This window comes from Blautia sp. HCP3S3_B11, assembly GCF_052064435.1.
GTDB lineage: Bacteria > Bacillota > Clostridia > Lachnospirales > Lachnospiraceae > Blautia_A.
The window spans coordinates 34,958-57,733 of record NZ_JBQHVP010000024.1; the positions used below are offsets into that span (position 1 = coordinate 34,958).

Consider the following 22,776-nt stretch of genomic DNA (forward strand, 5'->3'; position numbering starts at 1 on the left):
CTTATCTCATCTCTTATATTTTGCTGTTATACTCCGGTACAGCCTTTCTTTTACAGCTTCTCCTGCAAAGACCGCATCTACTGCATTTCTCATCAGAAGCAGGACCTCCTCATCCCGGATTCCGTATTGTTTTTGAACAAATTCCAGTTCTTTTGTTAATGTTGTGTTGCTGACAGTTCTGTTATCTGTATTGATAGTAACTTTCAGACCTGCGTCAAGGAATTCTCTGAGCGGATATTCTGCTGTACTCTGTACAGCTTTTGTCTGTAAATTGCTGATCGGGCACATTTCGATGCCGATTCCTCTGGCTGCCAGCTTATGCTGGAGTTCTTTGTTTCCTCTCATTGCAATTCCATGACCGATTCTGCCCGCTCCGATATTTACTGCATCTATAATATTCTGCGCATTTCCACATTCCCCTGCATGAATTGTAAATGGCATTCCGATTTTATGTGTATTGTAAAATAGATTCATAAATTCAGTCATGGGATATGATGCTTCTGCACCTGCAAGATCTGCAGCACATACGCCGAAGCCCAGATATTCGCGGGCAGTCATTATCATTCTGCTGTTTTCTTCTTCACTGTGATGTCTCATAGCGCAGGTGATCACACCAAATTCTATGCCAAAATCATCTCTTCCCCGTTCCAGACCTTTCAGTAGTGCTTCAATAACTCTGTTGCAATTCATCTCTTCTGTCACTGACAGCAAAGGTGCAAAGCGAATTTCTGCATAACAAACGTTTTCTCTGCTCATGCCTCTCAACACATCATATCCGGCTTCTTCCAGCCCTTTTTCATCCATAATGCATTGTCCCGGCAATGTGAATTTTTCCAGATATTGTGCAAGACTGGTACAGTCATCTGATACACTCAGTTCCTCCTGGTGTACTTCTCTTCCCAGACGCTTTTCTATATATTCACGACTGAGTGCCCCATCCAGATGGCAGTGCAATTCTATCTTGGGTAATGCGATCAGTTGTTCCTGTGTCATGATGTTTCTCCATTTCGTATTTCGTATATACTTTAGTAAGTGTTTGGAAAAAGGCTTTATGCCAGGTTCATTGGACCGAATCCCAGTGGCAGCAGCTCTTTCAGGGTATAAATATCATAATGTTCCTTATCCACTGCCAAAACAATCTTAAACGCCTCCGGGTTACAAAATTCCATCATTACCTGTCGGCACACACCGCATGGAGCCGCGTATTCGGTCAAAACACCGCCTTTTCCGCCAACAATGCAAATCGCATCAAATTCCTTTATCCCCTCGCTTACAGCCTTAAAGAACGCAGTTCTCTCAGCGCAGTTAGTAGGTGTGTATGCTGCATTTTCAATATTACACCCTGTATAGATTTCTCCATTCTTCGCAAGCAGTGCTGCGCCAACTTTAAAATTGGAATATGGTGCATAAGAAAATTTCAACTGTTCAATTGCTGTCCCGATTAATTTATCAATCATCGTTTTGTCTAAATTCTGCATAATCTACACCTCCCGTTAATTACTGTCTTTATTTTTCATTATCAAATACTTACCTTGCGTAATTATTATGTCAATCGGATATTCGCAATCCGCTTCCGCTACGTGGCTCTACACCGAATAACTGCTTCGCAGTTTATTGCTCTTCGCAACCTCCGCAGGGAACTTACTTGATTCGGTTAAATCAATAACCAGTTGCTTCTTCATTCTTTACAATCTTAATGATTCTGCTCGTTCCCAGTCTGTCTGCACCCAGAGAAAGAAATTTCTCAGCATCATCCAGAGAAGAAATACCACCTGCTGCTTTCATTTTTACATTTGGTCCAACGTGTTTGGAAAACAGTTCGATGTCTTCAAATGTTGCTCCGCCACCGCCAAATCCTGTTGACGTTTTGATATAATCAGCTCCCGCCGCTGTTACGATCTCACACATTTTGATTTTCTCTTCTGTAGTGAGGAAGCAGGTCTCAATGATAACTTTGAGATTTTTTTCTCCGCATGCTGCTTTGAGAGTTCTGATCTCGTTCTCAATCAGATCATATTTCTTATCTTTTAACCATCCGATGTTAATTACCATATCAATTTCCGATGCACCGTTTGCAATGGCATCTTTGGTCTCAAATTCTTTCGTTGCTGTTGTTGTATTTCCATTTGGGAAGCCAATAACTGTGCATACTGCCATTTTTCCGTTCATGTATTCTGCTGCTTCTTTTACATAACATGGAGGAATACATACAGATGCGGTTCCATATTTCATTGCATCATCACAAATCTGCTTAATTTCTTCCCATGTGGATGGTTGAAGAAGTAATGTATGATCTACATGTTTTAAGATTTCTTTAATTTCCATTTTTACTTATCCTCTTTTCTTTCTGTCACTGCCAGTTCCGCTCGTTGCGATTATTCATTCATACTCACCAGCTGCTATTTAGTCTGATCTTCTTTAATCATTTTTCTTATGGCCTCTACAGCTACACGAATAGCCATATCTGTGTCGTGAACTACCGGATTCTCCAGACCAAGTTTCTCTCTCTCCTGATTTGCTACTACCATGAAACAGGAACCTGCTCTTACACGAAGCTTTCCGGCTACGATAAAGAGAGCTGCGGATTCCATTTCGGATGCAAGGCATCCCATACGTTTCCATGCCTCCCATTTATTGATAAGTTCATAGCTTACAGGCATTTCTTCCGGCTCATGCTGACCGTAGAATGCGTCTTTACACTGCACAACGCCTGTATGACACGGGAAACCTTTTTCTTTTGCAGCCCCTACAAGAGCATTAATCACATCAAGATTTGCTACCGCAGGATATTCGATTGGCGCATATTCTCTGGTAGTTCCTTCCATACGGACTACACCTGTGGCAATCACTACATCACCACTCTTTACTTCCGGCTGCATTCCTCCGCATGTACCAATTCTCACAAATGTATCTGCACCGCAACGGTACAGTTCTTCCATTGCTATGGATGCGGATGGCCCACCAATTCCTGTTGATGTTACACTTACCTTTACACCGTCGAGTGTTCCTGTGTATGTAACATATTCCCGGTTATCCGCGATCAGCACCGGATCATCAAAATACTGTGCAATTTTGGCACATCTTTTGGGATCTCCCGGCAGGATCACATAACGTCCTACTTCGCCTTTTGCCACCTGAATATGATACTGTCTACTTGCGTCTTCTGAATAATTTTTCATGGTCTTTCCATCCTTACTAAAGTTTTTTCGTAACTGTTCAGTAATTTTCTATCCTGTGATAAGATAATTCTTATTGTTTTTAACCCAAACTGAAAAAATACCAAACAGCTACAATTCAATTTTTCACGTGAAACATTTTTCACTATTTACTTCCATTCGTATTTATTTTATACGCTTCCACGGCTTTATCTCTGTCCTTTATCGTACGGGATACCCTCTGCTTTCGGTGCTCTGGAATTCTTTGACACAAATACAAGAACAATCAGCGAAATAATATACGGAAACATATTGTATAAGGTACTTGGAAGCTTTAATGCTACCAGTACGTCAAATCCTGTATAAACATTTGAAAGTGCACGGAACAGACCAAACAGAAGTGCTGCAAGTCCGATATTCACCGGTTTCCACTGACCAAAGATCATAACTGCAAGTGCAAGGAATCCAAATCCCGCAACACCATTCTCAAATTTCCATTCACTGACACCGGCTGTAATATAAACCAGTCCGCCAAGTCCGCCCAATACTCCAGAAATCAAAACACCTGCATATCGCATTTTGTAAACGTTAATTCCTACGGAGTCTGCTGCCTGCGGATGCTCACCACATGCCATAAGACGGAGACCAAACTTAGTCTTATATAATATGATATATGATGCGACAAGAATCAGCAATGCCAAAAGCATAAACCAGCTAAATTCGAACTTCCCAATGTTTACAAGAAATGCTTTTTTTGCTTCTTTGTACGCAACTGTTGAAGAAACATTATCAATACTTTCTGACATATTGATAGTTCTTACAATTACTACTGCTGCTGCCGGTCCAAGCAGATTCAATGCTGTACCTACAAGTGTCTGATCTGCATTAAAATGAATTGCCGCAACACCAAGAAAAAGAGAAAATACCATTCCTACGATCACACTGCCAAAGATTACTACCAGAATCACCAGAGGTGTCGCCATAGTTGACGGAATATATTTCATCATCAAAGCTCCTCCGAGAGCTCCCATAACCATGATTCCCTCAAGACCGATATTTACAACACCACTATGTTCAGAAAAACAGCCGCCAAGTGCTACCAGAATCAGAACAGATGCAAATATTAATGTATACTGGAGTAATAAAACCATTATTTTTCTCCTCCTTTCGCCTGTTTTGCGGCTGTCTTCTCGTCTCTTTTATCCAGATAACGATTAAGCCAAAGTTTAAAGAAGAATACAAATCCGCAACGGTAAATGATAAATGCTGAGATCAGATCAGAGATCTGTGTACAGTACATTGTTTTGTCTACATAGCTTCCACCACTCGTAATGTGCTGGATGAAATAAGAAGAAAAGATTGTACCAATCGGATTCAGACCGCCAAGGAATGCTGCTGCGATTCCATTAAATCCCATTCCCGGAACGGTTGTCTGCTGTACCATCCAGGTTTCAATGCCACTCGGGTAGAAAACTGCATCTCCAAGGCCTGACAGACCTCCGGCGATCATCATTGTTACAATAGTGTTCCTCTTTTCTTTCACACCACAATATTTTGCGGCATTTTTGTTCATTCCGGTTGCTTTTAACTCGAAACCAAATTTGGTTTTTTCAAGAACAACCCATACAACAACTGCCATAATCACTGCAATTGGTAATCCAATAGTCACAAATTTGTTTCCGGAAAAAGCTGATCAAGACCGGCATTCGGCATGAGCGCACTTTTATTTCCACTTGAAAGATCAATGGTATATGGTGTGGACTCTGCTTTTACCTGCGAAAGCAGCATATTTATTCCATACAGTGAAATCCAGTTAAGCATGATACAGGAAATAACTTCATTTACGTTAAAATATGCTTTCAGGAATCCGGAAAGTCCACCTGCCAATGCCGCCAGCACAACAGCCACAATCAAACATATATACCACGGCATTCCGAATTTCAATGCAAAGCACAGAGATGCTCCTGCTCCTATCACATACTGTCCGGCTGGAGGGCATATTTTGTCCGAGATTATTATGTAGAAATGGATTTTGATGATAATATAGTAAAGACGGAAGTATTTTACTTGCCAGAACATCAATAACAAATATGGGAAAGAGGTGGTACTACATGGGAATAATTAAATATTTTAGAAAAAAGTACTGGGAAGCAGCCATTTTCAGAGGTGGGCGGCGTATACCATTTACCTGTGATGGATTAACAGCTGTTCCTGATAGCGCCTATGCACTGTTTACAGAAAAAGAATTGGAAAAAATTTACTACGATAGAAATGAATTTTATAAGAAGCTAATGCAGATGATTGTTACGTACTAACCAAAATTTTCTATTTGCAAATTATCTGAAAGGATGTAATATAGTTCTAAACAGTCCAACCATTAAGGGAGGCATTTCCATGAAAGCACATAAATACTGGTCCATCGGTGCGCTGGTTTCCATGATCGGAACTTGCTACACTGGCTATAAGGATATGAAATCAGCTCATAAATATTTTGCATTCAGTTCACTAATCTGCATGACTATGGCCATTTACTCAGGTCATAAAATGATTTCTGGCAAATCCGGAAAAACTAAAGAAATCGTAGCTAAAGAAGCTGCGGAATAATAAGGGGAATAGGGGAGTATTCCATTATATGAGGGAATAAGGAGCTCTTCTCTTTCAGGCTCCCGCCCCCCCTCTTCTCATACACACTCTCAGGAAGTTTCCATATCTGTTCTTAATATATATATGATATATAATATTTGTTTACACATCTACTCTCTTATGCGAAATAACTTTTCTGAATTTTTAGTTGTTAATTCAATTATTCTTTCTTTTGTAGTTCCTCGAATAGACGCTACTTTCTCTGCAATATTCCATAAAGAAATTGATGTATTCGGCCCTATTCTCTCTGGTAGATTAATATACGGAGCGTCTGTCTCAAGAACAATGCTTTCTTCAGGCATGAAACGTACCGCTTTCCCTAATTCCTCTTCATAAAATATTTTGCCGCCAATTCCAAAATAGTTTACTCCCATATCGTAGTAACTCTTCGCTTTTGCAATATCACCGTCAAAGCAATGATAAACAGCACCAAATTCCAACGGATGTTTTTTGAAAATAGAAATAGCATCCTTGTCAGCATCTACATTACATCTATTATATTCCAATTCTTTTTTCGCTCCAGAGCGAATATGAAGTATTGCCGGAAGTTGATATTTATTTGCATAGTCAATAAAAATTTCAAAAAATTTTTTTTGTAACTCCTGATGTTCTAAACAAAAGCTTGAATAACTATAATCCAGGCCTGTTTCTCCAACCGCAATACACTTTGGACTACTAAGCAATTCCGCATACTCGTTCCACCGTTCTTCATTCCATTCATGGACTTCTTTTCTTAAATATTTAGGGTGAGAAGCATGTGCATAATAAATCCACTTATACTCTGGCTTATCAAATAACCTTTTCATTTCGAAATTCGTCCAATAATTAATTGCAGGTACGATACATTTTTTGATATTAGATTTATAAATCGCTTTTAACAATTCTTCCCTATTTATTTCATTAGGCATATTATCAAAACACTTATGAAAATAATGTGCGTGAGTGTCAAAGATATAGCAACTGTCATCTAATAAGCAACTATCACTCAAATTATTGTCTCTCATTATTTGATTACCTCTACATTTTATCTTTTCATCCAAATTACGACTGTTCTCTTTCTAATACGGTTTCCCATGACAGCGGGACTATTATGTCACCGCTGTTTCGGTCAGGTACCGCCTGACTCTCTTCAGATGGGCTAATCATGTCTACCATCAGGTGCTTTTCCAAAATCATCGGGCCCGTTATAATAGTAATGATCATAATGTCCTTTTCCATCTCCACGTCCCCATACATCAATTCTCGTGTCACTCTCTCGAATCAATTCGCCATTAGGACCTTCATATGCACGCACTCCACGACCAGCATCCAGAATATCCTTTTCCAGCGATTGATCGGCATATCTCGACGTATCATATGTTCCATTAAACTTTCCATCCCAATCACTCATCTTTTAATCCTCCTGCATTAATTATTTGTGGTTTCCCACGACAGCCCGTCTTCTTAACGCTGTTTCGATCAATTACCATTAGATTCTCATCAGGTGGGTTCTAATTTATTTTCAAATTTCATTTATACGCTCATTAATTTCACAAATGTCCTAATTCGGCATTTCTATTCCCAAATCAAAAATCGTCATTTGATAATATTCGATTTTTTCACAAGAAAAAAGTGTGAATCGATGTCTTTTCTTAAACTGATTTATGTATTCCCATAATTCTTTTTCTATTTCATCTCCTGTCTCATCTAAACTATTAAAAATCAAACTGTACGGATCGTAATAAAGCCCTTTTATTTTTGAATATGTTTCTAAGAACATATATACTTTTTTATCTGGCAATGTATTATATTTTGCATAAAGTTGACATATCACATTATTTGACACCTCAATAGTTACAAAAGAATCATCTGGATTCATTTTTCTCCTTAAAAACAAAATAGTTGTATTTCCAGCAGCATGCAATTCAATATAATCCATCAGGCAATTTCTTTGGTGGATTGCCTCTATGCACATGTCAACTCCATCTTGTGGCATTGTTATAACATATTCATTATCACAGTACTCGTAATACCTATTTTTATAACGTTCTCTTATTAATGTATTTTCGTATGTTTTACCAATCTTATATTCATAGGCTAATGCCAGACTCCTTATTTCTTCCTCGACATTTTCCGGCCTTGGCAAACGAACTTTTATCTCCGGCATCTTATCTTTCAACTCAAAAAAACGTCCATACTTATAAACAATTTCATCTCCCACCTGTTTCTCAAGTTTATTATAAAGTGCTCTATTAAACCCCTTTCCTACGAAAATACCATCGTTACGATAAAGCATTTCCAAATAACTCCATTGCGCTGAAGAAATTTGATCCTTATTGATATAGTCTGAATACAACTCGTATACCTTACGACAAATTTCTATTGTATTTTCAGAATATAATTTACAAAGCAGCGGAGGTTGATTTAGTATTTTTAATAATTTTAATGGTAATCCAAAATCTAATATTGTGGTCGGTGATGTTCCAATTATATTGTATCCCGGTATAAATTCGATATTATATGCAATGTTCGCAAGCTGACTCTTATAGAGTATTTCTCGCACTCCGCTTCTATGGCTTGCAAAATACAAATGATATAATGCTTGTGCAAGATTATTCTGTGAATAATCACAATATTTCCACGACGGAAAGCATTCGCTAACGGATTTATACAAGTTCTCCATTTCCTGTTCCGAAGTCATAATTGCATCTTCATTCATTGCTTTATTAATATAATGAAAATACTCTTTCTCATCCTCCATCTTCAGCCTATGGCCTTCACAAATAATAAATCGTTTGTAAATACATGAATTTGGCACATGCTCCCATACATAGATCTCTATATAGGCTTTGCAACTGGAATTGTGAGATACATAAGTAAAGATATGTATTTTTTCGCCATACAAATAAAACATATTTTCCATTTGCACAAATTCAATTTCATCAACAAGCGGGTACTCCTTATAATCCAAGCAATTTACTTCTTCTGAATTCTTATCCATTTCTCTTTCAAGTGCTCTTACAGAAAACATTTACATACCTTCCATCTGATTATCTACAAGAATGGTTACCTACTTTAAATGATTTGCTCCTGCCATCTAATTAATTCCGTATTCCAAATCCCGAATCACCAATTTCTACGGGAATATCCACTACATCGATTTTTCTAATTATAATCAAGTCATTACTGTTTTCTACCAACTTTAACGTCTGTTCAATTTGACACTCTGTTCCCTGTATCTCAACTGTCACACTGCTACCTGAATTATTCCTAACCCAACCTGCGGTTCCAACCCGTTCGGCCATATCACACATTATGCGGCGAAAACCACATCCTTGAACATTTCCCCAAATAATCATTCGTTTTCGAATTATTCTTTCCTTCCCCATAGCTAATCTCCTCCTGAAATAATTGATTATCATACTCTTTGATCAAACACCTTAAGTACGGAATAGCACGAAACTAAAGGAATGCAATAGAACACTAAATGATTTTTGAACTCATTCATAGGTATTGTTGATATAAGAAATTCGCTCATGTATTTATGTAATTCAAACATTCTATATACATCAAAAATGGAAGTATCTGGACCAAACATTCCCAACATCAACATACGTTTATTAGAATAAATGCGAAGATAAGGGAGAAATAATTCGTCAATATCTGTATTTCCGCAGATCACTTTAATTCCTTTTTCTTCAGCATACCTTTCTACCAAAACTAATAAATCTGACAAACCATTTATGAGATCGTCATGACTTCTATCATTTGCTATTTCAATGGTCTTTTTTATCTGATTAATCAATGTTTTTCGTGGCAGAGTTTCCATCATCACTGTTGTATTCCCCTCTTTCTATCCCTATATACCGGTCATACTACACTACTTTTTCCAAAGATTTCTTTCGCACAGACATCATATCAAGAAATATATCGGATATATAGACAAGTTTACTACGCATTTATTTCACACTCTTCCAATCAAGGCTTACAGTATCTAACAATACGAACTCTTCTGATCCTATCGCTGTTCTGCCATCACTTTCTGTAGAAAACACATCACAGGACAAGATATTACCCTCTTGATAAATCTTTTTTACTGGCGTATGTCCTACAATTTGAAGAAAATCTGATTCTTCTTTATACATCCTTGCTTTATAATATTGAGGACGATACCATAATGGGCTAGAGTCTTGCCATAACTGAGCTGCATCCATCTTATTTATGATATCACTCAAGCTACTTATATCGTTATAGGCTGAAACAGGCAGATTATAGCTTTTAATCACATCATAAACGAAGGAACTTGTAAGTCCTCCATGACAAAAAATGCAATTATCCAAGGATTTAATGAATACTGGTTGATTATTTTGAGGAAGAATATTGCTCAGTTCTTTAAATTTTTCAATCACAGTTTTACCTGCAATCGGTGAATACCCTGTCTCGCGTTGCTGCCAAAGATATGATATATCATGATTACCAATAATATATATTGACTTTGGATAGTGTTTAAAGAAAGCAATGGCTACATCCATAGTGTCTATATATGTTTCAATTGAATACTGTTTCTTCCAATCATCCACCAAATCTCCAATAAAAACTAACACTTCAATCTCATATTCTTCCATTAGTTCTTCCGCACGTTTAAACATCCAAGGTTTTAAATGGCAGTCTCCCATAACCAATACTTTCATTCAAAGCACCTTCTTTCTATTTCTCTTCTGATTCTACTGGTATATATAATTTATATTGTTTTTTCCACACAATACGTGTGAATAATCCCAAAACAATTTCTTCTAATCCGGTCAAAACTATCACATGTTCAATGATTACAATTATTGTAATGATATTTCCTACGTCACTATATATGTAATCCATCCATACATTGAATTTTGTCAAAAGAAACCAATTAACAGGTATTGAACAAAATCCCGTCAATACAAACATCCATAAATTTTCATTTTTCCTGCAAAAAGGCATCGTTCCAACCAAGGCAAACATTAAAATAACAACAACAGGTATTAACCATAACGCTTCATAATATGCCGACAAAATTGAAATCAACATTGGTAAAAGCACAAGACCGGATAAACGACTTTTCTTTTTCATAAGTAAACATCTCACCTTTACGACTTACTAGGGACTTTATTCAAACAAAAGCACTCACAAGGCTAAATACATTGATCAAAAGAATAATCGGTAGCAATATCTGCATAATCACAATGATGTAACACGCCATGATTGTAACTTCCCCATTAATTCCCCTTCTCCTAATTATTATTTTCCCCTTAGGATCTCGAATTAACGGCTTTGCTTTTTCAAGAAAATCTTTTCCAAGAAATTCCTGGTAAATTCCTATGCCATCTAAACCTTCAACTAGACTGCAATTAAATACGGCTGTTATTACATTAAAAAATGCTCCAATTAATAAAGCTACCGGATTAAACCATCCCGTTTTTAGCAAACAGAGGCATATGCCCGCCAAAAGCAGGTTACTTTCTATCCCTCCTGCCGAAATCTGTGCTCGTTTCATGCGATTTTTTACATTATCATAGGTAATCATCACATATGCGCCGGGAAGAAAATAATGCGTCATGATTCCCATTTCGTAGAATCTGCCTCCATAATCAAGACATGCAGCTACATGGCTCAACTCATGTAAGAGTATTCCAAATGCAAAAATTAGATAACCATAGAAAGTCCCAAAATCACTTTCTGGTCCGATCCACTCTTGAGTCAAAAATTCCCATACCCCCAAAAAGAAAATTGGCAACCAACATAACATGAGTATTTTGTTCCACAATCTTCCAATTACCCGATACCATCGTGTAACTTTCGGTGACCACAACGGTATGATTACTGACCCAATTCCAACAGAAAGTAATCTTTCACCATCATCTAACAATTCCTCTTCTTCCAATTTCTCTAGCAGGTGAGCGACTTCGTTTCTGTTCATATAAGGATCAATTTTATATGGATTCGTTTCCCCATCTAACTTGCGAAGAAATCGTGCAGCTCGGACGTTCATTTCCCAACTCATTTCATATACTTCATTTCTCACCTCAACAGTATTCCTATCTTTTCTTTTAAAAATCAGATAACGATCCATCTTGGGATATGCCATAATATTCACCTCCAATTTTTGCTTTTGGAAACGGCACCTCACTCCTGAAATATTATTTTGTATTCAACATTGTATTAAAATACTTCAGTAATACATCTTTGGCTTTTTGGGTTTTTACAATATTTAGCCATTCAAATTTCGGAGTCATTATATCATCAGCATCAGCTATTATTTTTATGACATCATCATACCCCAACATTTTATCTATTCGAGCTTTATTTTTGCTTTTATTTACATAAGCAGACTTAAAATGAAGTCCCATTTCATCACCTAAAAGAAATGCAAAATCCAGTACTGTTGAACCTGTTTCTATTTCATAAGTGTTTCCTTCTGCATCATGAACCTGTATCAAAGGTTTTGCTGACTCAACATGTTTTTCAAGATATCTTGATAAAGCTCTCGTAGCTTCACGGGTTCGAACATATTCAAACCACCGAATTGTTGCATGTGGAATATCCAATTCTGGATTTTCTTTATGGGAATCGTGAACTATTTCCACCAGATCACCTTCATTCAACTTAGCATACAATGGAATACGTTCCTGCTTTTTATTTATCAATGCATAACGAGCGCATATTCCTATTTCCGGATGAATAGCAAATGCAAAGTCAAGCATAGTAGCTCCTTCTTCAATCTGTACCATTGTTCCATCCTTACGATATACATTGATAAAAGGTTTAAAGCTTTCTCCTGGTTCTGCAGTATCAATTTTACTAAATTTTTTTAATCCAAACTCCCCACCTAAAATGACTCCATTCATTTTGTTCAGATAATCTGATTCTTTTTCTACAAATAAACGATATTTATTATTATAACAATCCTCCAGCACAAAATAAGAGCGAGTATCTTCTGCATTTCTTTTAATTTCAGTTACTGTAATACGATAGAAACCCTCCAAGAGTTTCTGATAAAAATGGAAAAATACATCCATAGCAGTAAACGCACATTCATCTTTCACAATGAAATAAATATCATATAATTCCACTTTTTCTTTGCATATATTTTTTTCCAAATCTGTCAGGATATTAGAAACCTGTGCGGTTACATTACGAAAAATACTTTCCATATATCTTTGCCTGTATCCACAAGAAATAATAAATTTGGACAATGAATCTTCCTTGCAAATGCCATCAACGGAATCACCAAAAAAGATAGTCGTAAGATAATCCTGCACTTCCTTTACACCATATCGGTTTTCCCATAAGAGTTGTTCATATTTTTCTTTTACAACTCTGTAACATTCTGGATTCTCAATCCCAAAGCACAAATCTTCCAATTCATAAATCAGACGAAAAACTCCCATTTTACGTGCCAATGGGATCAGGATTTCTCTTGTATGTTGTGCCTTTGCCCTCTGCTTCGTATAGGGGAAAGCAGCAATGGTTGTCAGATTATGAATGCGATCCGCAATTTTTACATAAATTGCCTTAGGATTTTTCTCAATTTCATTCAGTAGTTTTACATCTGATAACACATCTATGTCTTTTTTCTCCATCTCTGGATCTCCAGATGTGATAACATTTACTGCCGAAAGTGCATCTACTGTATCAGCTACAATTTTTCCGAATCTTTCCATCAAATATTCTACGGTTACATCACAATCCTCTACAACGTCATGCAAAAGAGCCGCTGCCACCAAATCACTTTCAAAACCTAAATCAGCAAGAATCTGTGCTACCGCTATAGGGTGTAAAATATATGGCTCTTTATTTTTTCGCATAGCTCCTTTATGCTTCTCCATTGCAAACTGAAAAGCATCATTTATCAGTTTTGTATCTGCCATAACTCCATGTGCATACATGGTCTTTATAATTTTGCCGTATTTTTCATGAATTTCTTTGATCTGCTCTTCTGTATATTCATTTACCGTTTCAGGTGCCACTACATCACTTGCTGTCTTTCGTGCTAACAATCTGTCTTCCATAGTCAGCCTCCTCGTACTATTATCCACGATTTCTCGGATTAAATTTTTTTACAAAATGATACCATTCATCATCATCAATATATGAAATCTTAATTGTGCGAAAGACATTGCTTTCCACAATGCTGTTAATCAATCTTGTAACTTCTCCCTGAATCAAACTTTCTCTGTATACATCAGACAGTTCTGTTTCAAAATTTTCAGATATTTTTTCATGTTCTAATCGTTTCTGATATAACTGTTTTATCAGTTTAAGCAGTGGTTCACACTTATCTCCCGGCTTAATGGATGGATAACCCAATAATAACTTTCTGGCTATCTCTTCTTCTGAAATATCCATATTAAATCTCGATACTCCAAGCATCTGCATACAAGGAAATGATGTTCTTCCCTTTGAGGTTGATACCATTGCTCCAAGACCGCCAATGTAATATCTTCCAGTTCCATCTGGTCTATGAAGAACAACGAAAGCATGATCTTTATCTCCATAATCCAGTGTAAGGTAAACATGTCCACTAGTAATTTTCACCACTCCTTGATATAAATGGACTGATGAATAGCTTTTCATTTTGACTACGATAGTATCCAACGAAGTAACTGTGTTATTTTTTCCACCACCCCATGTCAGAAACTTTTCACGCATCTCTTTTACTTTCAAACCAAACTGTGCCATACAGGCATATTCTTTGCTATCTCTATTTTTATAAATTAATAATAAACCGCTATTTAAAGCTTCTTTTGCCTCTTTGTTGTCACGTCCTTTAAATGCAGCTGTATCATAATAGTAAAAACAGTAAAGCCCACACAGCTTATCGGCCTGCTCTCTGCTTACGTCCGTCGAAAACTTGTTTTCAGCTTCAACTGTAATATCAGTACTCAGTATTTCTGACATTGTATATTGGGTTTCTTTTTCTAAGTTATAAAAAAACGGGTAAATTCCGGGAATCTGTCCGGATTTTAAGATTTTTACAAGAGTTGCCTGTGCAATTTCCATTCTTTCTGCAAAAGCCTTCTGAGATGGATATTTATTTTTTATAATGTACATCAGATTTTTTGGTAATAACTCACTTGCCATTTTTTCATTTGCTAACATAAAAAAGACCCTCCTCCGTCAAAATACATTTTGATAAGTTGGGTCTATTGTATCATTTTAGGATAAATGTTCAATATATTAATCGTCAATTATATTCACAAAAGCAAATTATTGTATAAAATATTTCACAAAAATGAATTATTTCATTCATTCTCTATTAACTATCTCTTGCAAGATAATTAACTATATTTCCTATAAGCTACTTTGTCTTAAATATCAGAGACATCTCTTTTTCTCTTCGGTTCAAAAATGTCATCCCGATCACGGGGAACTTCAATAGGGACATCACCAATCGTTGTTCTTAATATCTTTTTGATATAGCCGTTTCTTTTTCACCACATTCATTATTAGAACAAACCTGCAGTATCGCTTCGAACATGGAGCCGAAAATATTCTTCAACGCATTCTGCATATTCTCTACGCTTTTAAACAGGTACTGATTTAGGATAGCTTTCGCCAGCTAGCGGTTTGGAGTTATCTCGTAAACACTTACGTTACCTCTTTTCTTTCTTACCATAGTGAGTGTGTTCATACTTCCCTGTCATCTTAATACACTCTGTAAAAGAAACAAAGTGCGTAAGTTTTGAAAGTTATTAATGCAAATCGTCTTACAAAAATATTTATACATTTCCACTGTTCTTGCAGATTTATTCAATTTTTTATCAATACCAATACAATTTCAATCTACATCACATATATTATTTACTATAAAAAAATTTGCTATTTCTAATATATCTTCTTTTTTAATTTCACATTCATCTCCCATGCTAGTATTACAAATCATTTGCAATATTTCAGACAAAGAATGTTTCCCATCACATTTTTCTAAAATATACTCTGTCGTGTCATTTATTTCATATACATCACCAGCAATACAGTCCATAAGAAACCCTTTTCCACTTTCCTCCATATGAAAAGTAAACTTTTCTTTTAGCAATAATTTAGTTGACAAATCCATAATATCTTAACCTCCACAAAATTATCTTATACGGAAACACCTGTATCCATATTCTAAAGGATACAGGTGTTTAAAATAGCTCATACTTTAATTAGTATTTTATCTTGAGCTACCGCCGCAACAAGTGCATGCAGATTTTTTGCTGCCCGAAACAACATTTGTCACTTTTTTAATAATTGGTTTTTTCATCAATTTCACCTCCTATACTAAAAATTTATATTAAATAAGGATATTCCTTATCTGCATAATATTCTACACTTTTATAAAGTCAAATGTACCTGCTGCTAACTTATCCACAAAATACATTTCATCATCGTGAATACTTAAGTAGTCACATTCATAGGGTTTAACTTTACACCATGGATAAACTGATAAAATATTTCCTGTCATTCCAACTGCTTCTGCACAACAACCAGCTGTACACATATATATAAATTCACATTTATTACATTTTTCAACATCTGTCGGATTTAGTTTTCTAAATTCCTGATATTCAGATGATTGCCATATTTCTTTTAGTGAAGATTTAAAAATATTTCCCATAACAAAAGATTTGTCTCTTAAAAATGAACAAGGAAATATATTTCCATCTACCCCAACAACGCACAAATGAAGTTGACACAAATGATAGCAACATCTTAATACAGATGCTTTTGTATTTTTGGAAAACTCAAAATGTTTTTCGGGAGACAATTCTAACATTTTCCAGTTATTTACTGCTCTTCCAGTACTAGCTGGTCGATTAAATATATACCTAAATCCATGCTTTTTCGCATATTTTTCAAATTCATTAATTTGCGAATATGTTAGTGTATTTACTGCAAAACATAATAACACTTTATCCTTATTAGGACTTTTCGAAAGGTTTTCAAGATTATTTTGTACTGTTTCCCAATATCTATCTGAACTATTTGTAAACTTTTTAAAAGTATCTAATTTCATTCCATATATCGAAATCTGAACTTCGAATCCTTTCTCCATCGCATATAATGCATCTTCACTTTTAAAAGATCCATTTGTAACAATTGAATGAGTTGAATTTGGTTTAATATTTTCTTTTACTAAATCTATAAAGCTTCTAATATTACTATGTAAGAAAGGTTCTCCTCCAGTCAATCTAATATCACAAGTTTCATCTGGCTGAATATTTAAAATAATAGATTTAAATTGTTCAATAGATAATTCTCGGCAACCTCCTGGTTTCATTTCTGCATAACAATGGACACAATGAAAATTGCATTTATCTGTCACTTCGATATACAATAATGTACAACGTTTATCTGTATAACAATCATCAAAAAGATTGTATTCATATTTTTGAGGATTTAATTCTTTTCCTTTATCATATGAATTTATCAAATCATAATCTAACATCTGTTGAACTAGTGACTCACAAATTGAATTAAACGATTTATTTTCTAGCATTGTATGGGCAACATTTTTAGATACAAGAAATACCTTTTTTTTATTAAAATCATAAATAGCTGCATTTTTGTATCCTTCTACAATTTTTACCCCATTACGTAAAAACATTGGCCTTATATCCAGCATTGTGGATCCTCCCCCATATAGTCTCCAGTGACAGCATAAGCAATACATCTATTTCCACCGCAATCATCTAAATGTTCACATTCACCACATTTCTGAAATTTGTTTCTTTGTCTCAAATTCCACAAAACCTCAGAATTGTACCAAATTGAAAAGAGAGAATTCTTTTTAATGTTTCCAACAGAAATCGGTAATCTTCTACAAGGCAAAACTGTGCCATCTGGTAAAATTGTTATTGTTTGTATTCCAACAGGACATCTGCCTGTCTTTCCAAAATGAGTCCAAAGAGGCCTTGTAGTGTTAATACTCATTCCATTTTCAGGCAAAGAATTTGCATATTCATTTAATTTAGAATACACTTCTTTCAATTCATCTTTATTTAGCATTACACTCTTATCGCTTGCCCCCATCGGAACTACAAGACTAAAAGTTAATTGTTTTACACCTAAATTACTTATAAAATCAATAAACTCTTTAGAAATAGGTACACTATATTTGCTAATTACATAATGAACAAATACTTCTATTTGATTGCTTACTAACCACTTTATTGAATTAATTGCCTTCTCATAATTTCCCTCACCACGAATAAAATCATGTTTTTCTTTTGTTATTCCATCTATGCTAATTTGAACTGCTACTTTTGTATCCAATATTGCTTTTTTTAATTTATCCGGAATAAAGGTGCCATTTGTTAAAATTGCTATTCGAGAAATAAAGCTTTTCTTTCTTATGTAATATAATAAATCAGATAAATAAGGATACATTACTGGTTCTCCACCAACTAATGAAATTTCTCCGTCAACATTCCATTTTTCAAAAGTTTTATCTAATTCATCAATTACTACTAATAATTCCTTATATTCCCACTCATTAATTGTTTTTCGTTCACCTTCATAACAATGCCTACATTTCAAATTACATTTATCTGTCAAATGTAATTGTACATGAAAAGGATACGATAAGTCCATAAGCCTCCTCCCTTCTCTCATCATTATTTTTATATTTTTCATACATTTTGTCTTATTTTTTTATATATTTTATCACATATTACCAAGAACTTCAATTGAATCTTCAACATTACAGAGATTTTGCCTTTAGCTTGTTACTGTCCAGTTATCCCCGGAAAAGTAACTATTCCATTAAACTCTTTCATATCTACTCTTCCGTTTCTAGAAAAGATGGCTTATATCGTTTATTTGCAGATTGTGGTACTACGATTTCAAAAAAATAATATCCCAGATAGCGGAGAGCTGCTTTTTTCTTCCGGTAAAAACTTGCCCGGCTCATCCCCAATTCAAGCATAATTTCGATGTCTGTCATTTTTCTGTGCCTGCAGAAGCAGCCATAAAGCACATCATAATATTCGGTTCCAAAATTCGGGGTGAAATATTTTACCAATGTCATTGCCCGGTTAACCATATCGCATAGTCCATAGATCAGAATGATATTATTTACTTCTTTTTTCAGTTTTCCTAAATTCATGCGGTAATCGTAAGCATCCATATACTGAAGGGCATAGGCCATATTCTCATTGATCTTTTCCTGACACTCCTGCTCTAATTCATCCAAAACCATCTGATTTTCCAAAATCAAATCCTGATAATTGTTCATCAGTGCTTTAATCTTTTCATAGTACAGATCCATTCTCTCTTCTGTATGTCGTGCTGCATTTAACGTAATTTCTTTAAACGATCTAATCGCATAATCTCTCTCTGTCATTATCAAAATCTCCTTTTCGTATTGAATCGTCTTTCTCTGACGTTCTACACTCCCATCCCTGTGATTTTGACGGAAGCTCAATAAGAATTATTCTTGAGCAGAGCCGCATCTGCATGGACAATATAGTGGGTATATTGTTTCATGGACATAGATGTAATGCCCTTATATGTCAATCTGAAAAGAGCAAAAGGGAAAGGTCAGCTCTTCTGCAGATCTTGTTTTCATTCTTAAATCTTTACGCACTCTTGCGCTCCATAAACCACTTATCAAATTCATAGTATAGATGGCATTCCTTACCATCTACCAATACCGTATACATGATTCCAGTACCACCTGCCTTACGGCTCGCACATCGTTCTTTTGATTTTACCTTATCAATGATGTACTTCATTCCATCTTCCCAGATAAATTCTACGGGCATCATAACACCATCAGTACTAAATTTTACGGTTACTTCAACATATACTTTGCAACTTTCCAAAGGAACTACCTCCCATTAAAATATCCTACTGGATGTACAGTGTGGGATTTCTGTGCATCCAAACTTGATAAGACTTTATCCTGATACATAAATGCTCTCTGGACACTGTGATAACCAAACCGTCGTCTGATTTCATCCACTGCTCTGTCTAACTTCTCCTGTTTTTCCCGGCGTTGTTCATTCATAAATAAATCTAACTGCACCGGTACTGTTCCCATTACCAGATCATCAGCACGAATGCCAAGGCTTCTGATCGGACGTGACCAATGATAATTTTCCTTGAATAGCTGATAAGCTGCTCTCATAATCTCATCTGTAATGTCAGTGGGTTCTTGAATTTTTTTCTGTCGTGAAAAATGATACAGATCATTGTCCCGGATAGAAATTGAAACTACATTACATTTAAAACCATGTTTCCGTAATCTGGCTGCAACACTTTCTGCCAATGCCATCAGAATAATCTGTACATCCTGATCACATTCCAGATCTCTCGGTGTTGTCATACTGTTACCAATAGATTTGATCGGAGCATGATATAATTCTGCTGCAACCGGCGAATCATCCCATCCGTTTGCAAATGAAAATATCACAAGTCCCATCTTTCCAAGCTGCCGTTCCAGAAAACTTGGATCTGTTCTTGCCAATTCTCCAATTGTGCGAATACCATATTTCTGTAAAGTTCTATTCGTTGATCTGCCTACATATAGAAGATCTGATACCGGAAGTTTCCAGATTAGTTCACGATAATTCGTCCGATTAAATTCTGTAATTCCATCAGGCTTTTTATAATCGCTTCCAAGTTTTGCAAAAATTTTATTCCAGGAAATTCCAATGCTTACCGTAATACCCAGTTCTTTCTTTACCCTTCTGTTAATTTCTTCTGCAATTTTTCTTCCGTCACCTTTCAGTGAAAAACTATCAGTTACATCAAGCCAAGCTTCATCACATCCATACGGTTCAACTTGATTCGTATATTCCGAATATATTTCTCGCAACATTGAGGAAAACTTCAAATATAAATCCATCCTCGGAGGTACAAATATCAAATCCGGGCAAACCTGCTTTGCCTGCCACAATGCCATGTCAGTCTTAACGCCGCTTCTCTTCGCAATATAATTCGCCGTCAATACAATTCCATGCCTCGCTTCAGGATCTCCTCCTACAGCTAATGGCTTACCAACATATTCTGGATGATATAGCATTTCCACACTAGCATAAAAACAGTTGGCATCACTGTGCAATACTACTTTTTCCACATTTTCACCTCCTTTTAGAACGTGTGTTCTTTTTTCTATACAGGCATTATATATCGTTTTTAAATCTTTGTAAAGTAGCAAATATGTTGATTTTCTGGATTTTAACGCTATTATTGTTGATTTTTTATCTTCTATGGGTTATAGTATATATAGGGAATAAATACCTGCATATGGAGGTGTATGATGATAAAGAAAGATTTTGGATCCATTATTGCTAATAAAAGAAAAGACCGAAAACTGTCTCAACCACAACTGGCAGCTCTTCTGTGTGAAAGAGGCTTAGATGTAAAAGCTCATTCTATCAGTAAATGGGAAAAAAATGTAAACCTGCCAAATGTTTTACAATTTTTTGCCCTCTGTGAAATTCTTGAGATTTCCGATATAAATAGAACATTCCAGATTGGAACGGATGAGAAACTTTTCTCCAAATTAAATGACGAAGGACAAGCCAAAGTTCTTGACTACATGAACCTATTAATGAAAAGCGGGGAATACATTCGAGAAGAACCAATCATTTATCAATTTCCACGAAGAACTCTCAGTCTCTATGATCTCCCGGTTTCAGCTGGAACAGGACAATTCCTTGATTCCGACCGTTTTTCCGAAATTGAAGTAGGTGATGAAGTATCTTCCTGCGCTGACTTCGGCGTCCGGGTATGTGGTGACAGTATGGAGCCTCTCTATCTGGATGGACAGATCATCTGGATTCATAAACAAGAAACTCTTGAAGAAGGAGAAATCGGTGTCTTTTTCCTCGATGGTGATGCTTATGTAAAGAAATATCATCAATCTGATTCCGGTATCCAACTTATTTCTCTAAATAAAAAATATGCTCCTATCCAAGTCACTTCCGGCTCCACCTTAAAAACTTTTGGAAAAGTAGTTGGCTAATTTTAAAAGGCTGATGCATTAACAGCTCACTTCTGCTATGCACCAGCCTTCTATTTTATATTTCTTCGTACCAAAAAATTTCTTCCACAGGTTTTTCAAAGAATTCTGCAATATCATATAACAACTGATATGTAGGATTTTTAAATTTATTTCTCTCCAGTCTACTTATATTATCCCTGCAATTTCCCACCATATCAGCAAGTTCTGATTGTGTAAATCCTGCTTCCGTGCGAAGCTCCTTTAAGCTCGTCCTTAGTTCTTTCATTGGCAAAAATCTCCACCTATTTCTGCGCCATATATCCATTTCATAAACATCCTGCAATGCCTCATCTTTGGAAATAAACTGCTTGTCTAAATTTGATGTATCTCCCGGAAGTGTATAATGAACATTCCAATGATCATTTTCTGCCTGCACTGCATATAAGCCTTCCTTTCCAAGAAGCAACAAATAATCTGCCTGTTCTTCCAAAAATATTACACCGTTAATCATTTTTCTATTATTTTCCATTTTCCTACTTTCCAAATCTCGAACTACAGAATTTACTCTTTATAATATAAACGTATGAAAACGGAAAATATCACAGCAATTTTTAAACTTTTTTATTTTTGTGCAATATCACTATAATTTCTGTTGCAGTTTAATCATTCTGTTTAAGATTCGAATAACATCACTATTGTACACATAACTCTCAAATAATTCATCTTGATTTTCCTTTTTCTGAACAATCATCGTAAGTAACGCACAGCATACATCATAATCTGCTTCTGGAACACGATTTAATTCTTTCTGAAAATCTACTGGTTCTGTGATCATATAGTCATGGTAATTATTTTTTAATCCAGGCCATGCAGCCAAAAGTTCTCTACTTACTTTCGGCTGCATACCTAGTCGTGATTCACCGACCTTATGACCTTTGTTACCGATGCCTCTCGTAAGAATGTATTCATCATTGATGACAGTCTTTTCAATCGTACCAGTTGTAAAAAAACTGAATTGGGTTCTAAAGT

General features: G+C 35.8%; 28 protein-coding genes and 1 pseudogene. 3 read left to right on the top strand and 26 right to left on the bottom strand.

Translation table 11 applies throughout. The features are described 5' to 3' along the window. Positions 1-6 precede the first annotated feature (6 nt). From add to ACTNC0_RS16145, 7 genes are all read right to left on the bottom strand, one after another. Entirely contained in the window at positions 7-993 is a 987-nt protein-coding gene (add, locus tag ACTNC0_RS16115) for an adenosine deaminase (RefSeq protein WP_441088180.1), read from the bottom strand. Between the two features lie 56 nt (positions 994-1,049). Further along, positions 1,050-1,478, bottom strand: a complete 429-nt coding sequence (gene cdd / locus ACTNC0_RS16120) for a cytidine deaminase (protein WP_441088181.1) — start codon at positions 1,476-1,478, stop codon at positions 1,050-1,052. Positions 1,479-1,659: 181 nt separating this feature from the next. Continuing rightward, positions 1,660-2,325 carry a deoxyribose-phosphate aldolase gene (gene deoC, locus ACTNC0_RS16125; RefSeq protein WP_441088182.1) on the bottom strand — a complete coding sequence of 222 codons (666 nt, stop codon included), beginning with the start codon at positions 2,323-2,325 and terminating at the stop codon, positions 1,660-1,662. A gap of 74 nt (positions 2,326-2,399) precedes the next feature. Next, complete coding sequence (gene udp, locus ACTNC0_RS16130; protein WP_441088183.1) at positions 2,400-3,179, bottom strand: uridine phosphorylase; 780 nt, start codon at positions 3,177-3,179, stop codon at positions 2,400-2,402. 185 nt (positions 3,180-3,364) lie between these two features. Further along, positions 3,365-4,306 (bottom strand): ABC transporter permease, encoded by a 942-nt coding sequence (locus ACTNC0_RS16135; RefSeq protein ID WP_441088184.1) that lies wholly within the window; start codon positions 4,304-4,306, stop codon positions 3,365-3,367. Continuing rightward, positions 4,306-4,824 carry an ABC transporter permease subunit gene (locus ACTNC0_RS16140; RefSeq protein ID WP_441088185.1) on the bottom strand — a complete coding sequence of 173 codons (519 nt, stop codon included), beginning with the start codon at positions 4,822-4,824 and terminating at the stop codon, positions 4,306-4,308. Before ACTNC0_RS16140 ends, ACTNC0_RS16135 begins: the two co-directional genes overlap by 1 nt. After that, positions 4,821-5,132: an ABC transporter permease subunit gene (locus ACTNC0_RS16145; protein WP_441088186.1), complete on the bottom strand. Its 312-nt coding sequence runs from the start codon at positions 5,130-5,132 to the stop codon at positions 4,821-4,823. The genes ACTNC0_RS16140 and ACTNC0_RS16145 overlap by 4 nt, the downstream gene beginning before the upstream one ends. 134 nt (positions 5,133-5,266) lie before the next feature. Here ACTNC0_RS16145 and ACTNC0_RS16150 point away from each other — a divergent pair, with 134 nt between their 5' ends. Both ACTNC0_RS16150 and ACTNC0_RS16155 read left to right on the top strand, forming a co-directional pair. Further along, positions 5,267-5,470 (top strand): hypothetical protein, encoded by a 204-nt coding sequence (locus ACTNC0_RS16150; RefSeq protein WP_441088187.1) that lies wholly within the window; start codon positions 5,267-5,269, stop codon positions 5,468-5,470. 79 nt (positions 5,471-5,549) lie between these two features. Further along, positions 5,550-5,759: a DUF6219 family protein gene (locus ACTNC0_RS16155; protein ID WP_441088188.1), complete on the top strand. Its 210-nt coding sequence runs from the start codon at positions 5,550-5,552 to the stop codon at positions 5,757-5,759. A gap of 149 nt (positions 5,760-5,908) precedes the next feature. On the opposite strand, the gene ACTNC0_RS16160 is transcribed toward ACTNC0_RS16155, so the two are convergent. The 17 genes and pseudogenes from ACTNC0_RS16160 to dinB form a co-directional block, all read right to left on the bottom strand. After that, on the bottom strand, positions 5,909-6,802 hold the full coding sequence (locus ACTNC0_RS16160; RefSeq protein ID WP_441088189.1) for a TatD family hydrolase: 894 nt from the start codon (positions 6,800-6,802) through the stop codon (positions 5,909-5,911). Positions 6,803-6,936: 134 nt separating this feature from the next. Then, complete coding sequence (locus ACTNC0_RS16165; RefSeq protein ID WP_441088190.1) at positions 6,937-7,188, bottom strand: hypothetical protein; 252 nt, start codon at positions 7,186-7,188, stop codon at positions 6,937-6,939. Between the two features lie 150 nt (positions 7,189-7,338). Then, on the bottom strand, positions 7,339-8,808 hold the full coding sequence (locus ACTNC0_RS16170; RefSeq protein WP_441088191.1) for a PcfJ domain-containing protein: 1,470 nt from the start codon (positions 8,806-8,808) through the stop codon (positions 7,339-7,341). A gap of 70 nt (positions 8,809-8,878) precedes the next feature. Further along, the gene (locus tag ACTNC0_RS16175; RefSeq protein ID WP_441088192.1) at positions 8,879-9,166 is read right to left on the bottom strand and encodes an acylphosphatase; all 288 of its coding nucleotides are present in this window, start codon (positions 9,164-9,166) and stop codon (positions 8,879-8,881) included. A gap of 29 nt (positions 9,167-9,195) precedes the next feature. Further along, entirely contained in the window at positions 9,196-9,612 is a 417-nt protein-coding gene (locus tag ACTNC0_RS16180) for a hypothetical protein (protein ID WP_441088193.1), read from the bottom strand. A 124-nt stretch (positions 9,613-9,736) separates the two neighbouring features. Beyond that, the gene (locus ACTNC0_RS16185) at positions 9,737-10,468 is read right to left on the bottom strand and encodes a metallophosphoesterase (RefSeq protein WP_441088194.1); all 732 of its coding nucleotides are present in this window, start codon (positions 10,466-10,468) and stop codon (positions 9,737-9,739) included. A gap of 16 nt (positions 10,469-10,484) precedes the next feature. Beyond that, complete coding sequence (locus ACTNC0_RS16190) at positions 10,485-10,883, bottom strand: hypothetical protein (RefSeq protein WP_441088195.1); 399 nt, start codon at positions 10,881-10,883, stop codon at positions 10,485-10,487. A gap of 40 nt (positions 10,884-10,923) precedes the next feature. Then, positions 10,924-11,898 carry a hypothetical protein gene (locus tag ACTNC0_RS16195; protein WP_441088196.1) on the bottom strand — a complete coding sequence of 325 codons (975 nt, stop codon included), beginning with the start codon at positions 11,896-11,898 and terminating at the stop codon, positions 10,924-10,926. Positions 11,899-11,950: 52 nt separating this feature from the next. Then, positions 11,951-13,822, bottom strand: a complete 1,872-nt coding sequence (locus ACTNC0_RS16200) for an HD domain-containing protein (protein WP_441088197.1) — start codon at positions 13,820-13,822, stop codon at positions 11,951-11,953. A gap of 19 nt (positions 13,823-13,841) precedes the next feature. Next, entirely contained in the window at positions 13,842-14,912 is a 1,071-nt protein-coding gene (locus ACTNC0_RS16205) for a hypothetical protein (protein WP_441088198.1), read from the bottom strand. 212 nt (positions 14,913-15,124) lie between these two features. Then, a pseudogene (locus ACTNC0_RS16210) lies at positions 15,125-15,244 on the bottom strand (transposase); the annotation flags it as partial. Between the two features lie 347 nt (positions 15,245-15,591). Beyond that, positions 15,592-15,870 carry a PqqD family peptide modification chaperone gene (locus tag ACTNC0_RS16215; RefSeq protein ID WP_441088199.1) on the bottom strand — a complete coding sequence of 93 codons (279 nt, stop codon included), beginning with the start codon at positions 15,868-15,870 and terminating at the stop codon, positions 15,592-15,594. A 252-nt stretch (positions 15,871-16,122) separates the two neighbouring features. Beyond that, positions 16,123-17,421, bottom strand: a complete 1,299-nt coding sequence (locus tag ACTNC0_RS16220; RefSeq protein WP_441088200.1) for a radical SAM protein — start codon at positions 17,419-17,421, stop codon at positions 16,123-16,125. Continuing rightward, the gene (locus tag ACTNC0_RS16225) at positions 17,409-18,431 is read right to left on the bottom strand and encodes a radical SAM protein (RefSeq protein ID WP_441088201.1); all 1,023 of its coding nucleotides are present in this window, start codon (positions 18,429-18,431) and stop codon (positions 17,409-17,411) included. Before ACTNC0_RS16225 ends, ACTNC0_RS16220 begins: the two co-directional genes overlap by 13 nt. A gap of 145 nt (positions 18,432-18,576) precedes the next feature. Further along, a complete protein-coding gene (locus ACTNC0_RS16230) occupies positions 18,577-19,140 on the bottom strand; it encodes a hypothetical protein (protein WP_441088202.1) in 564 nt (187 codons plus the stop codon). Between the two features lie 235 nt (positions 19,141-19,375). Then, a complete protein-coding gene (locus tag ACTNC0_RS16235; RefSeq protein ID WP_441088203.1) occupies positions 19,376-19,621 on the bottom strand; it encodes a hypothetical protein in 246 nt (81 codons plus the stop codon). Between the two features lie 5 nt (positions 19,622-19,626). Further along, on the bottom strand, positions 19,627-20,877 hold the full coding sequence (dinB, locus tag ACTNC0_RS16240) for a DNA polymerase IV (protein ID WP_441088204.1): 1,251 nt from the start codon (positions 20,875-20,877) through the stop codon (positions 19,627-19,629). A gap of 183 nt (positions 20,878-21,060) precedes the next feature. Between dinB and ACTNC0_RS16245 the strand changes: the two genes are divergently transcribed. Then, positions 21,061-21,768 (top strand): S24 family peptidase, encoded by a 708-nt coding sequence (locus ACTNC0_RS16245; RefSeq protein ID WP_441088205.1) that lies wholly within the window; start codon positions 21,061-21,063, stop codon positions 21,766-21,768. A 55-nt stretch (positions 21,769-21,823) separates the two neighbouring features. Here ACTNC0_RS16245 and ACTNC0_RS16250 read toward each other — a convergent pair whose 3' ends face one another. Then, positions 21,824-22,276, bottom strand: coding sequence for a helix-turn-helix transcriptional regulator (locus ACTNC0_RS16250; RefSeq protein ID WP_441088206.1), 453 nt, complete (start codon positions 22,274-22,276; stop codon positions 21,824-21,826). Between the two features lie 111 nt (positions 22,277-22,387). Beyond that, positions 22,388-22,776, bottom strand: a 389-nt coding sequence (locus ACTNC0_RS16255; RefSeq protein ID WP_441088208.1) for a hypothetical protein, incomplete at its 5' end; no start/stop codon positions are given.